The 16,688-nt window shown below is 48.6% G+C and carries 1 protein-coding gene; it reads left to right on the top strand.

Going from position 1 to position 16,688, the window contains the following annotated elements:
* The first annotated feature begins 1 nt into the window (after position 1).
* Positions 2-16,681 carry a non-fimbrial adhesin SiiE gene (gene siiE / locus QEN31_RS21535; protein ID WP_099949732.1) on the top strand — a complete coding sequence of 5,560 codons (16,680 nt, stop codon included), beginning with the start codon at positions 2-4 and terminating at the stop codon, positions 16,679-16,681.
* Positions 16,682-16,688: the final 7 nt, after the last annotated feature.

Genomic DNA, 16,688 nt, shown 5'->3' with positions numbered 1-16,688 from the left:
TATGGGAAATAAAAGCATACAAAAGTTTTTTGCCGATCAAAATTCTGTAATTGATTTATCTTCTTTGGGTAATGCCAAAGGCGCAAAAGTTTCTCTTTCCGGGCCAGACATGAACATTACCACGCCGCGTGGTTCAGTGATCATTGTCAATGGCGCTCTTTATTCAAGTATCAAAGGCAATAACCTCGCTGTTAAATTTAAAGATAAGACTATTACCGGCGCTAAAATTCTGGGCAGCGTAGATTTAAAAGATATTCAACTGGAGAGAATTGACAGCTCATTGGTTGATTCTGCTCAGGTAGAAAAGAAAGGTAATGGCAAACGACGAAATAAGAAGGAAGAAGAGGAATTAAAAAAGCAGCTTGACGATGCTGAAAACGCAAAGAAAGAAGCTGATAAGGCGAAGGAAGAAGCAGAGAAAGCTAAGGAGGCAGCAGAAAAAGCGCTCAATGAAGCGTTTGAAGTACAGAACTCGTCAAAGCAAATTGAAGAAATGCTGCAGAACTTTTTGGCTGACAATGTAGCAAAAGACAATTTGGCTCAGCAAAGCGATGCTTCCCAGCAAAATACACAGGCTAAAGCAACGCAGGCTTCTAAACAGAACGATGCTGAAAAAGTTCTTCCTCAACCTATTAATAAAAATACCAGTACTGGCAAAAGTAATAGCAGTAAAAATGAGGAAAATAAGCTCGATGCCGAGTCTGTTAAAGAGCCGCTTAAAGTCACATTAGCGCTTGCGGCCGAGAGTAACAGCGGTAGCAAAGATGATAGTATAACTAATTTTACCAAACCTCAGTTTGTAGGTAGCACTGCTCCCAATGCCACGGTTATTATTAAAATTAATGGTATTGCTGTCGGTCAGGCTGTAGCGGATAGTTTGGGTAACTTCACCTTCACAGCGCCTGAAACATTGACTGATGGAACATACAATCTGGAGGCAGAGGCCAAGACTGCTGATGGAAGCGGTAGCGCCAAACTTGTCATTACTATCGATTCCGTTACCGATAAGCCAACATTTGAACTTTCGCCTGAAAGTAGTGTGTCTGGTCATAAGGGCTTAACGCCGACCTTGACGCCTTCAATTGTTGGTACGGCGGAAGAGAATGCTAAGGTTGACATTTATGTAGATAATAAACTGGTTGCCAGCGTTGATGTCGATAAAGATGGAAACTGGAGTTATGAATTTAAAGATAATGAATTATCTGAGGGCGAAAATAGTATAAAAGTCGTTGCCGTGGATAAAGCAGGTAATAAAAACGAAACGACGGATAGTATCATAACCGACACCATTCCTCCGGAAAAGCCGACGATTGAGCTGGATGATAGTAGTGATTCCGGCATTAAAAATGACAACATTACAAATAGCACCCTGCCAACATTTATTGGTGTGGCGGAACCCGGTTCTACAGTCTCTATTTATCTTGGACTTAAACATCTTGGTGAGGTCATTGTTGCTAAAGATGGGACATGGAGCTATACGCTTACTACGCCGCTCAAGGATGGCGAATACAATATAACAGCAACAGCTACTGATATTGCCGGACATACCTCAGCGACGGCAAATCTGCCTTTTACTATTGATACACGTATCAGCTATTTCAGCGCTGAGATTGAAACGACGAATGATAGCGGTATTGTCGGAGATAACGTTACTAACAATACTCGCCCAACCTTTACAGGTAAAACTGAGCCAAATGCTATTATCAGTGTCATAAATAGTGAGACTGGCGAAGAGGTTATTTTTAAAGCGAATGACAAGGGCGAATGGACGTTCAATTTCACTTCCGACTCAGTGGAAGGGATTAACAATCTTACGTTCACTGTTGAAGATGTCGCTGGCAACAAAAAGGATTTTTCCTTTAGTTACGTTATTGATACTATTGCCCCTGTACCTCCGACGGTTTCTTTGGAGGATTATGTTGTTTTGCCGAATGGTATAATTTTATCAGGGAATGATTTACCGGCTTTAGTCGGTACGGCAGAGCCAAAGTCTACCATCTTATTGATGCGAGATGGTAAATTATATGACAGCATTGAGGTTGACTCAAACGGGACCTGGAATTATCAGTTTAGTAATAAATTTCTTCAGGGCGCCTATGATATTGAAATCATCTCTCAGGATGCCGCCGGTAATAAATCCTCTACTGTTAAATATTCTTTTACTATTCAAACTGAAGTTGTACCTCCAAAAGCGGAACTCGATGCCAGTGATGATTCCGGTGCAAAAGGCGACTGGATTACCAATAAACATAATGCTCTGACATTACTGGGAACAGCGGATAGGTTTGCTACCGTAAATATCCTTATTGATGGTAAAACGATAGGCGTGACGACTGCGGATGCAGACGGTAACTGGAATTTTGATATTTCCCGAAATCTGTCTGACAATGTTTATAAGATTACGGTTGAATCCATCGATCCTTTAGGAAGAACGTCATCTGTAGATTATCAGCTTACCATTGATAGCTTTACGCCGATCCCTACTGTTATGTTGCATGATAGCGCTGACTCTGGCGTTAAAGGCGATATGATTACTAAAATTAATACGCCGTTGTTTACCGGGATGGCTGAAGCTAATGCTAAGGTTTCCATCTATGTTGACGGTGTGTTAAGTGGTGAGGCTATTGCTGGCGATGATGGTGTATGGAATTTTCAATTTACCACAGCGTTATCCGATGGCTCGCATGACGTAACGGTAAAAGTAGAAGATATTGCCGGTAATACTGCCTCCTCATCAGCGTATAATTTCCAAATCGTAACGCAAACGCAAAAACCAACAATAGAGTTGGTCAACGATACGGGGGTTGATAATACAGACCATATTATTAATGAAAAGAATCCTGCACTGACAGGAACCGCTGCACCCTATTCAACGGTTAAACTCTATATTGATGGTGCACTGATCGCTGAGGTCAGAACAAATAAAGATGGCAGATGGGAGTATACCCTGAAAGCCGATCAAGGTTTGGTTGATGGCGATCATAGAATAACCGCTTCAGTTGAAGATATCGCTGGCAACATTGCTCATTCGGATCCTTTCTTAATTAGCGTCGATACTGCTATTTCAATACCGATAGTTTCATTGAGCCCGGATTCAGATTCGGGAATTGCAGATGATAATTTAACGAATATCGTTAAACCTACCTTGCACCTAAAAGATATTGATCCGGACATTATCAGTGTTCAGGTATGGGATGCCGCGTCTGATACGCAGATCGGTGTTGCCACGCAACAACCTGATGGTTCATGGGCCTATACCTTTACTTCAGATTTAACGGAAGGCTTGCATCAGGTTTATGTCAAGGTTGAGGACATTGCGGGTAATAAAGCGAACAGCGCGGTATTCGATTTTACTATCGATACCACAGTATCAACGCCGGTGATTTCCCTGCTTTCTAAGGATGATACGGGGGTTACAGGCGATAACCTGACCAATATCAATAAGCCAGGTTTTGCTATTTCCGGTGTTGATGCTGATGCGCATCGGGTCGTCGTACAGGTGATGCACAATGGCGTGAGCGAAGAGATCGAACTTTCCCACCTCAATGGTAGTTGGTTATTTATACCAGGGAATACGTGGGCGGATGGCAGCTACACGTTAACGGTGAAAGTAGAAGATAAGGCAGGAAATACCAACTACTCAGCGCCGCTGACGGTCGTTATCGATACCCAAATCGCCATTGATGGGGTGGAACTGGTCAACGATAGCGGCGTGAAAGGCGATAATATGACCAACGACGACCGTCCCCACTTTCGTGTGACGGTACCTACGGATGTCAATGAAGTCCGTCTGAGCATTGACGGTGGTAATTCGTGGGTTCAGGCAACTCCGGGCGTGGCAGGAAGCTGGGAGTATATCTGGCCGACAGACCTGGCAGATGGTCAATACACGCTAACGGTGGAAGCGACTGATAAAGCAGGCAATACAGTGACGAAGACCATCGATTTCGCGGTGGATACCACGCTGTCAGTGCCGGTCATCGTACTGGATAGCGCGGACGACACCGGCATCCAGGGCGATAACATGACGAATAGCACCCAGCCGACATTTGCCCTGCAGCATATTGATGATGATGCCGTTCGCGTTACGGTCAGCGTAGAGCATGGCGGCGTCACCACCACATTTGACGCCACGAAAGGCACAGGCGGATGGAGCTTTACGCCGACAGGGGCGTGGGCGGATGGTGATTATACCCTGAGTGTGTCAGTCGAAGATAAAGCGGGGAACACCAGCCATTCTGCATCGCTGACGGTGACGGTGGACACGCAAATCGCCATTAATAACATTGAACTGGTCAATGACAGCGGTATTCCCGACGATAATCTGACTAATAACGTGCGTCCGCACTTCCAGGTGACGGTACCGACGGATGTCAACGTGGTGCGCCTGAGCATTGACGGCGGCAAGACGTGGTTCAACGCTACCCAGAGCGCGACGCCGGGCGCCTGGGATTATATCTGGCCGGATGATGTGGCCGACGGAGGCTATACCCTGACGGTAGAGGCGACCGACAAGGCGGGAAACAAGACGACGCAGGAACTTGATTTCACCATCGATACCACTCTGTCTGTGCCGACCCTCTCGCTGGACAGCGCAGATGACAGCGGCATCGCGGGCGATAATATCACCAATGTTAAAACGCCGGGCTTTACCCTCAACAATATTGATACCGATGTCAGCCGGGTGATAGTGGAGGTAATGCACAATGGCATTAAACAGGAGGTGCCACTGGTTCAGACCGGCGGACAGTGGCGCTTTGCGCCGACCAGCGACTGGGCGGACGGCGACTATATCCTGACGGTGAAGGTAGAAGATAGGGCTGGAAATGTGAAGCAGTCCGCGCCGTTGACGGTGACAGTAGACACGCATATCGCCATTGACCGTATTGAACTGGTTAACGACAGCGGTATCCCCGACGATAATCTGACCAATGAAGCGCGCCCGCACTTTCAGGTGACAGTACCGGCGGATGTTAACGGTGTAAGACTGAGCATTGATGGCGGCAAAACGTGGTTTGACGCCACGCAGAGCGCGACGTCGGGCGTCTGGGATTATACCTGGCTGACGAATGTGGCTAACGGCCCTCACACCCTGATGGTGGAAGCAACCGACAAGGCGGGAAACAAAACGACGCAGAAACTGGACTTCACCATCGATACCATTCTGTCAGAACCGACGATTACCCTGGACAGCGCGGATGATAGCGCCGCTGGCGATAACATCACCAACGTTAAGATGCCAGGCTTTACCCTCGGTAATATCGACGCCGACGTGACCAAAGTGGTGGTGACGGTGGCGCATGATGGTAAGAACCAACAGATAGAGTTGATTAAGAACGGCGGTGTGTGGCGCTTTACGCCGGGCGCAGCCTGGACCGATGGCAACTATACGCTGACGGTAAAGGTAGAAGATAAGGCGGGTAATACAAATTATTCTGCGCCGCTGACGGTGACTATCGATACGCAAACGTCTATTGATCGCATTGAACTTCTTAATGACACGGGTATTGTCGGGGATAACCTGACCAATGAAGCACGTCCACAGTTTCATATTACGGTACCGACGGACGTGAACTCTGTGCAACTGAGTCTTGATGGCGGCATCAACTGGGTTAACGCAACGCTGACGTCTGACGGCGTTTGGGAGTATATATGGCCGACAGATCTGGTCGAAAATACGTATACCCTGACAGTGAAAGCAACCGATGTTGCAGGCAACACGGCGACGGAAACGCTCAATTTTATCATTGATACCACATTGTCGACACCGACCATCACGCTGGATAGCGCAGATGATAGCGGCACCGCCAACGATAATAAGACTAACGTTAAAACGCCGGGTTTTATTATCGGCGGTATTGATTCTGACGTGACTCAGGTCGTCGTGCAGGTGATGCGCGATGGTCACAGCGAGGAGGTGGAGCTGACGCAGACTAACGGGCAGTGGCGTTTTGTACCCGGCAGCGCGTGGACTGATGGCGACTATACGCTGACGGTAACGGTGAAAGATGAGGCGGGTAATATTCGCCACTCAGCGCCGTTGACGGTCACCATCGATACGCAAATCGCCATTGACCATATTGAACTGGTCAATGACAGCGGTATTCCCGACGATAATCTGACTAATAACGTGCGTCCGCACTTCCAGGTGACGGTACCGACTGATGTCAACGTGGTGCGCCTGAGCATTGACGGCGGCAAGACGTGGTTCAACGCGACCCAGAGCGCGACGCCGGGTGTCTGGGATTATACCTGGCTGGCTGATGTGGGAGAGGGGAAGCATACCCTGACAGTGGAGGCGACCGACAAGGCGGGAAACAAAACGACGCAGCAACTGGACTTCATCATCGATACTCTACTGTCAGAACCGACTATCGTGCTGGACAACACGGACGACAGCGGAACAAAAGGCGATAACCTGACCAACGTAAATAAGCCGACGTTTTTACTGGGCAATATTGACGCAGACGCGCGGTATGTCACGGTTGAGGTGCAGCATGGCGGCACGAAAGAAGTGCTGACGGCTACCAAAGACGCGACCGGCAACTGGAGCGTAACACCGACCGGTACATGGGCAGATGGCGACTATACGCTGACAGTGAGGGTGGAAGATGAGGCGGGGAACGAAAAACACTCAGCGTCGCTGACGGTCACTGTTGATACCCAAATCACCATTGATGCTATTGAACTGGTTAATGATAACGGTATTCCCGGCGACAATATGACTAACGACGCCCATCCGCAGTTCCGCGTGACGGTACCGGGGGACGTTAACGAAGTTAGTCTGAGCATTGACGGTGGCGTGACCTGGGTTAAGGCGACACAGAGCGCGACGCCGGGCGTCTGGAATTATACCTGGCCGGGCACCGTGCCGGATGGCGACTATACGCTGAATGTGAAAGCGACTGACAATGCGGGTAATACGGTGACGGAGACACTCCACTTCACTATTGATACCACGCTGTCAGTGCCGGTCATCGTACTGAATAGCGCGGACGATACCGGTGTCCAGGGCGATAACATGACCAATAGCACCCAGCCGACATTTGCCCTGCAGCATATTGATGATGATGCCGTTCGCGTTACGGTCAGCGTGGAGCATGGCGGCGTCACCACCACATTTGACGCCACGAAAGGCGTAGGCGGATGGAGCTTTACGCCGACAGGGGCGTGGGCGGATGGTGATTATACCCTGAGTGTGTCAGTCGAAGATAAAGCGGGGAACACCAGCCATTCTGCATCGCTGACGGTGACGGTGGACACGCAAATCGCCATTAATAACATTGAACTGGTCAATGACAGCGGTATTCCCGACGATAATCTGACTAATAACGTGCGTCCGCACTTCCAGGTGAAGGTACCGACGGATGTTAACGAGGTACGCCTGAGCATTGACGGCGGCAAGACGTGGTTCAACGCTACCCAGAGCGCGACGCCGGGCGTCTGGGATTATACCTGGCTGGCTGATGTGGGAGAGGGGAAGCATACCCTGACAGTGGAGGCGACCGACAAGGCGGGAAACCAGACGACGCAGAAACTGGACTTCATCATCGATACCATGCTGTCAGAACCGACTATCGTGCTGGACAGCACGGACGACAGCGGAACAAAAGGCGATAACCTGACCAACGCGAATAAGCCGACGTTTATACTGGGCAATATTGACGCAGACGCGCGGTATGTCACGGTTGAGGTGCAGTATGGCGGCACGAAAGAAGTGCTGACGGCCACCAAAGGCGCGACCGGCATCTGGAGCGTGACACCGACCGGCACATGGGCAGATGGCGACTATATGCTGACGGTGAGGGTGGAGGATGATGCGGGGAACGTAAAATACTCAGCGCCGCTGACGGTCACGGTTGATACCCAAATCACCATTGATGTTATTGAACTGGTTAATGATAACGGTATTCCCGGCGACAACCTGACCAATGACGTTCGTCCACACTTCCGCGTCACGGTGCCAGGGGATGTCAACGAGGTACGTCTGAGTATCGACGGCGGTAATACGTGGGTTCGTGCAACACAGGGCACGGCAGGGATCTGGGATTACACCTGGCCGAAAGATGTGACCGACGGGCTACATACCCTGACGGTAGAAGCGACCGATAAGGCGGGAAATAAGACGACGCAGACGCTCGATTTTACCATTGATACCCGGCTGTCAACGCCTACCATCACTATGGATAGCAGGGACGATACAGGTGCCATTGGCGATCATATTACGAGCGTCAAAAGACCGGGCTTTACCATTGGCAATATTGACTCCGATGCGCAATCGGTCATTTTGCGGATCACACAGGGCGGCAATAGCCAGGAAGTGACACTAACCCAGGTTGGAGGACAGTGGCGCTTTACGCCAGATGCTGACTGGGCGGACGGTAGCTATACACTGACGGTAGAGGTAACGGATAACGCAGGAAACGTTCGTCAGTCCACGCCGCTGATAGTGACGGTAGATACGCAAACCAGCATTACTGATATTACATTGGTCAATGATCATGGCGTGCCTGATGACAATCTAACTAACAGCACCCGTCCGCAGTTTGAGATCACGGTGCCGGCGGATGTGAATTCTGTGCAACTGAGCATTGATGGGGGCGCAAACTGGGTGAGCGCGGCGCAGGGTATTGAAGGCGTCTGGGGCTATACCTGGCCAACGGATATGGGCGATGGAAAACACACCCTAACCGTCATGGTCACCGACAGAGCGGGCAATACGGCGACGCAAACGCTTGAATTTTTCATCGACACCCGGTTGTCGACGCCGACTATTGCGCTGGATAGCACGGATGATACCGGTACGCCTGGCGATGATATGACCAATCGCACCCGACCGACCTTTATTCTGCAGAATATCGATTCGGATGTTATCAACGTTACAGTCAGCGTCACGCATAATGGAACGACAACCTCGTTTACCGCGACACAGGGGGCTGGAGGCTGGAGCTTTACACCGCCAGCGCCGTGGGGCGACGGTGATTATACGCTGACGGTGACAGTGGAGGATCGGGCGGGAAATACGCGTCCGTCTACGCCGCTGACGGTGACAGTGGATACGCAAATAGCCATTGATCATATTGAATTAGTCAACGATAGCGGCGTCCCTGGCGATAATGTGACAAAACATGTGCGTCCGCAGTTCCAGATCTCGGTACCGGATGATGTGGAAAAGGTTCTTCTGAGTATCGACGGCGGCACGACCTGGGTTACCGCAATCAAGAGTTCGACGGCTGGCATTTGGGATTACACCTGGCCGACGGATATGCCAGAGGGACAGCATACCCTGACCGTGGAAGTGACTGACGGTGCGGGTAATAAGATGACGGAGACGCTCAATTTCACTATCGACATCACGTTGATGACGCCAACCATTGAGCTGGCGCCCGATCAGGATACCGGACAGAATAAGAACGATAATCTGACCAGCGTCACTCAGCCAGTATTTGTGTTGGGGAGTATCGATAAAGATGTTCGACACGTGGAATTGAGTATTGAGCATAACGGCACGTTTAAAACGGTGGTACTCACCGAATCAGCCGACGGCTGGCGCTATCGACCGGATTCTGCTTTGGCGGACGGTAGCTACACATTCACCGTGACGGTAACAGATGTGGCAGGCAACCAGCAAACATCCGCGCCTTTAAAGGTGACGATAGACGGTACGTTGACTACGCCGGTGATTGAACTGGCAGCTGGCGAAGATAGCGGTACTGTTGGCGATCGCCTCACCAATCACGATCGGCCTGTGTTCGACATACGCCAGGTTGATTCTGACGTTACGCGCGTGATGGTCAAAGTAACTTACAACGGTAAAACGCACGAGGAAGCGGCGGTATTCACCAATGGTCAATGGCGCTTTACGCCTTCTGCGAGCTGGGCTGATGGCTCATATCAGTTAGCCGTTGTGGTGGAAGATCTGGCGGGGAATGTAAAAGAGTCTGCGCCGTTTGAGGTGCGTATTGACACCACGACAACCATTAACAATATCGTATTGCTTAATGATACTGGCGTGCAGAATGATCAATTAACGAATGTTGCCAAACCGTCATTCAGAATTGACGTTCCCGGTGATGTCGTCCAGGTACGCGTAACCCTGGATGGTGGCGCTAACTGGAATGTGATACGCAAAAATGCCGACGGACAGTGGATTTTTGACAGCCCGAATACTCTGGTTGACGGCACATATACCCTTCGCGTAGAGGCCACGGATGAGGCAGGTAATATTGCGAATAAAGATTTAGTATTTAATATCGATACTAATATACAGGTTCCGACTATTGCTTTAGACGCAGGACAAGATACCGGAGCGAATACAGCCGATAATATCACTAATATTTCACGACCCACCTTTACGATTGGTAATGTTGACCCCGATGTTATCAAAGTCGTGGTGACGATTGATGGTCATGATTATAACGCGACTAAGGTTGGGGCTGGTTGGCAATTTACGCCAGGCAATGCCATTCCGGATGGTTCTTATAATATTACCGTTACGGTTGAAGATAAGGCCGGAAATACCGCGACATCGAAACCATTACCTGTTGTGATAGATACGACGGCTGAAATTGAAAGCGTCACGTTGGTTACAGATAGCGGTGATAGCGATGTAGATAACATTACCAAAGTCGACAAGCCGCAGTTTAGTATTGTTACCGCTGATGATATTACTCATGTGCGCGTTAAAATCGATAACGCCGCTAATTGGATTGAACTCACAAAAGGAGGGGATGGCCGCTGGATATTTAATGTCGGTTCGGCATTACCTGATGGGCAACACACTCTCTTGGTTGATGTGACTGATATCGCCGGCAACGTTGCGCAAGAAACGCTGCAGTTTACGATTGATACGACTCTGCGAGAGCCGACAATTGTACTCGATCCCACCCATGATACTGGTGATGATACTAATGATAATCTTACCAGGATTAACAAACCGGTGTTTATTATCGGTAATGTCGATAATGATGTATCACACATTGTGGTTCATATTGATGGTCGGGATTACACCATTGAAAACACAGGGGGGAATTTAACCTTTACGCCGGATCAACCGCTGTCTGACGGTCAGCATACGATCTCTGTTACCGTAACGGATATTGCTGGTAATACCAAAACATCGGCCGAACTGAAGATTGAAATCGACACGCAGGTTCAGATTGACAGTGTTACGTTAACAACAGATAGCGGCGTCAACGATCACGATAATGTCACCAATGCTACCCGTCCCTCTTTTGAAATTGCAACGCCTGATGATGTGACATCGGTGCTGGTTTCTTTCGATGGCGTAAACTGGACGCCCATCAGTAAAAATGCGGCCGGGCAGTGGGAATTTACTGCAGGTAGCGCATTGCCTGATGGTCATTATACTCTCCATGTCCAGGCGACGGATCGGGCAGGGAATACGGCAAATTCCACGCTGGGCTTCACCGTGGATACGCAGATTGACGGCCTGAGCGTCGTGATGCTGGACGACGCCGGAAAGGATTCTACGGATGGTATTACGAATATTACCTCTCCACGTTTTGAAATTTCAGCCAGAGAACCGCTGCAGAGCGTGACGGTAATTTTAAACGGGAAATCCAGCACACTGACTCAGGGGGCAGGTAATAAATGGCTGTTTACCCCTGATACACCGTTAGTGGATGGAACTTACAAAATAGAAATAGTGGCTGAAGATATCGCAGGTAATAAAATTAGCAAAGAGGTATCATTCACAATAGACACTATTGTTTCTGATCCCAGTATTGATTTGCTGGATGCGGATGATACTGGCGAAAGCGCTGTTGATAATATTACGAGTGTCACTAAACCACGTTTCGTTATTGGCAATGTACCCGCCGATATTGATACTGTTGTAATCAGAATTAACGGCGTTTCTTATCCGGTTACGGCAAATGGCAATAACCTCTGGGAATTCCAGGTTCCCGTTGCGTTAAACGATGGCGTATATGAAGCCGTTGTTGTCTTCAGAGATATTGCCGGAAATACTTCTGAAACTAAGCTGCCCTTTACCATTGATACCACGACAAGCGTCAGTGTCAGAATGGAGCCAGCGTCTGATACCGGAAATTCCAATAGCGATAACCTTACGAATAAGCAAAATCCCAAATTCGAAGGTACTGCAGAGCCCAATGCGAAACTGGTGATTACCATTGTTGACGATAAGTCAGGTCGGGAGGTTTTAAAACAAACGATTACGGTTGGCGCTGATGGCAACTGGAGTGTGACGCCGAATATACTGCCGGATGGCATGTATACCATCAACGTCGTCGCAACAGATGTCGCGGGAAATACTGCGCAAACGCAGGAAAGATTCACTATCGATACGGTTACGATCGATCCCACCATTCGCCTTTCGGATCCATCTATTGATGATCAGCATGAAGCAACCAGCCTGCGTCCTGAGTTCAAAGGGTTTGCCGAAGCGTTCTCGACGATTATGATTCAGTGGGATGGGAAAGTGGTCGGCTCCGCAAACGCCAATGCGAATGGCGAATGGAGTTGGACGCCGCCATCAGTATTAGCGCCAGGCTCCTATGTTGTGAGCATTGTTGCCAAAGATAAAGCGGGTAATGAATCGTCGCAGGTCGACTTTCCTGTCGTAATACCTGTTATTGATGTCACGCCTCCAACCATAAAGCTCAGCGAGGAGAGCGATAGTGGTGCCTTAGGAGACTTTACCACGAATAATAAAACGCCGACCCTGGTTGGGAACACGTTACCTAATGCGATTGTGAGTATTTATGTGGATGGCGTGAAGGTCGGCGAGGCGACAGCGGATACAGCGGGTCGATATACTTTCCAGTTATCGGAAATGAAAGATGGCCATTATGTCGTCCAGGTGGGTATCGTCAACCCTCGCGATAATAGCGAACTGCGTTCCACCGCCGTTGATGTCACTATCGATACCGAGGTTGCTGAACTGGTATGGAATATATCTGGAATGCATGAGGGCGGATATATCAATACGGTGACGCCGGAGATTGGCGGCACCAGTGAGCCAAACAGCAAAATCACTATCTTTGTGAATGGCGTTGAAAAAGCGATTGCTTATACGACAGGCGCAGGACACTGGGGCGTAGTATTACCTGCTTTGGGTAATGACGGTAATTATGTATTAACGTTTAAAGTTGAAGATGTTGCCGGCAATATCAGAGAGTTTGGTCCGCAGAATGTGATACTGGATACGGTAATTTCGCCGTTAACCGTGGTATTACGCGAAGCTGATGACAGTGGCAAAGTTGGCGACTGGATCACCAATAAATCTCATGTCACCATCGATGGTACTGCCGAAGCCGGAAGTACTTTAACCATCAGGAGTCCGCAGGGGGTGGTTATTGCTACCCTGGTGGTAGGCAATGATGGTCGATGGAGCGCAGAATTAGATCTGCGTGAAGGTAGTAATGCCTTTGTCGTGGTATCGGAAGATAAAGCGGGCAACAGCCAACAAAAAGATATCCTGATAGAACATGATACGCAGATTGAAATCAGCGATATTTCATTAAGTCGGGATACTAATAGCGGTGATAAATATGATCTGATTACCAATAATAAGTCTCCGGTACTGGTTGCCATGACCGATCCCGGCGCGACGGTACAGGTTTATATTAATGGTGTGTTACAAGGCACAGTAGAGGCGAGTTCGTCAGGTAATATTAGCTATACCATGCCGGCAAATAGCGCCGACGGCGAGTATCAGGTGCAATTTGTTGCTACGGATACTGCTGGTAACCGGGTTGAGTCTGCGATTACAACCGTGACAATCGATTCTCAAATTGCTGTCTTTGACATTGATGAAGATTCATTACCGGCCCTCTCTAATAACCGGGCGTTGTCAGTCTCAGGTGTCGGGGAGGCTGGTTCTCAGGTCAGCATCTTTGTCGATGGTAAATTAGTCAACGTTGTTATGGTTGAGGCTGATGGCACATGGCGCGCGCCGATACTGCTGCAAGATGATGGTACGTTTAATATTCATTTCAGCATTACTGACGTTGCTGGCAACACTGAAGTGAGCAAGGATTATAGCGTGGATGTCGATTCATCAACCGACTTCCCAACGCTCAACCTTGAAGATGCAAGCAACTCTGGTTCACTTGACGATCTGATTACTAATCACAACAAGCCTGTGTTAGTTGGCACCGCAGAAGCGGGAGCCACAATCCATATTTATGTGGATGAAAAGATCGTGGCAAATGTGCTTGTGCTTGAAGATGGAACCTGGTCCTACCAGTTTGATAATGCGTTAAAAGATGGTGAATATTCTATCCGTGTGGTTGCCGAAGACCCGGCAGGTAATACGGCAGAATCGCCTCGCTTACTCGTCACGATAGATACCAGTACGTTTATCGATAATCCTGCTATGGTGGCAGGTTCTGATAACGGTATTTTCAGTAATGATAGTATAACGAGTCAGACCCGGCCTACGTTTAGTATTTCTGGAGAAATGAACCAGAGTGTTCAGATTTTCATTGATGGGGTGTTAGTCGATACGATCACGGTGACGGACAGAAATCAAGTTTATCGACCTGAGTCACCGTTGGGCGATGGTTCCCATAGCATTTATTATGTTATCACCGATAAAGCAGGCAACACGGCTACCTCGAAAACGCTAAACTTTACTATCGATACCTTTAATACGACGCCTGTCGCCATTGATTCTATCGGTGGACAAACGTTAGCAGAGATGACCGGTAGTGATGGCAAAATATATATAACGGACACGACGCGTAACTTATTGTTTAGTGGCAGTGCCGAGCCCAATAGCAAAATAGAAATCATCATTAATGGCTTAAATGTGGGGGAAGTTTGGGTTAATGAAAAAGGCCACTGGCAGATGCCGGTGAACCCGCTTTATTTCACAGAAGGCCAACTGGATATCACTGTTAAATCTACGGACCGTGCTGGTAACGTAAATCAGGAAAAGTATTCCATTTGGGTCGATACGCATATCCAGGTATTTACCAGCGAGCTTGATGACAATAAATCATCATCGAAAACGGACTGGTGGAGTAATAGCTCCACTATTACCATGAGAGGTATGGGGGAAATTGGCGCTACGGTATCATTAATCGTGGCAGGGGTCACGCTGGCAACCGCTGTCGTTGCGGCTAATGGGCAGTGGGAGTTATCGACCGATCAGCTTCCGGAAGGGAAATACGATATCACGTTGAGTATTGAGGATAACGCAGGCAACCGTAAGGAAGAGGTACATGAAATATTTATTGATCGAACGCCGCCAAACGCTCCGGTCGTAACTTATTCAGATATTGTCAACGATCTAATTATTATGCAGGGGACGGCGGAAGCCAAATCTCAGCTAATAATAACCGATAGTAATGGGAATACTTATACGTTAACCGTTCCTGATAATGGTAAATGGAGTATGGCGATCCCGTATCCATCGGAAGGGAAGTTTACCATTACGAGTGTGGATGCGATTGGTAACCGGAGTGATGATGTCCCTCTCGATATCATGAAAGAGGTTCCCGTTATTTCATTATCTCCAGACTCAGACAGTGGTACGGTGGGCGATAATATTACGCGAGATAAGCAACCTACCTTTATTATCGGGAATCTGGAAAGCGATGTTGTGGTCGTTCAGGTCGATATCAATGGGACCGTATATAATGCTGAAAAAAATGCCGATGGCGTTTGGTTCTTTACGCCAGGTACACCGTTAGCTGATGGTTCCTATACGATATCGGTAATCGCAAGCGATGCCGCGGGTAATCAGAAAAACTCGTTACCCATTACCGTTACGATCGACAGTACGCTGACCGTGCCGGAGATTGCGCTGGCAGCAGGTGAAGACAATGGCGCTTCAGACAGCGATAACGTGACGAATCACACCCAGCCTAAGTTCACGCTGCAGCATATTGATGCTGATGTGACCGGGGTGACCGTAAACGTGACGCATAATGGCGTGACAGACATCTATCAGGCGACGCAAGGCGCGGATGGCTGGACCTTCACGCCGCCAGCCGCCTGGAATGACGGTACCTACACGCTGAGCGTGACGGTGGTGGATCGCGCGGGGAATTCACAGCAATCTGCTTCGCTAGCGGTGACGGTTGACTCAACGGTGACGGTAACAGCGGATAGCCAGCATGACGATGCGAGCGATGACGCCACGGCAACAGCGGTTACTCCACCGGAGTCTGAAACAGTGAATGCCGAAAGCGCTACGCATCTTCGAACTGTGCCGTCTGCGGCGGAAGAAAGCGTGGTGAAGGAGACAGCCTATAGTATTACATTGTTAAACGCTGACTCTGGGGATGAAATAGATCGTTCAATTAGTCAGACACCTTCTTTTGAAATATCAGTACCTGAGAATATTGTTAATGTCAGTGTTATGTTTGAAGGAGAAGAGTTTACTCTGCCGATAACTAACCAGAAAGCAATATTCGAAGTTCCGCTATCTTTGGAAGATGGTGAATATACTATGGACGTGAAATTCATTGATAAGGACGATGATTTCCTGATTAAGGAGAAAACATTCTCAGTCGATCACTCCTCGGCGGATATTGTGAACGCAATGAATGCAAGAGGAAAGACCGAGGATGATATTAATGATTCCCCTTCAACGAGTTCTGTAGGGCACAACAATAACGGCGCTATTGATGTTTTCGCCGTTAATGAAGTTACGCTACCTGTAGATAATCAAGAAGAACACGCATAATAACGGA

Origin of the sequence: Salmonella sp. SA15303 (genome assembly GCF_029962125.1) — a bacterium.
In the GTDB taxonomy this organism is placed as follows: Bacteria; Pseudomonadota; Gammaproteobacteria; order Enterobacterales; family Enterobacteriaceae; genus Salmonella; species Salmonella enterica.
This window is presented reverse-complemented; position numbering and strand designations above follow the sequence as displayed.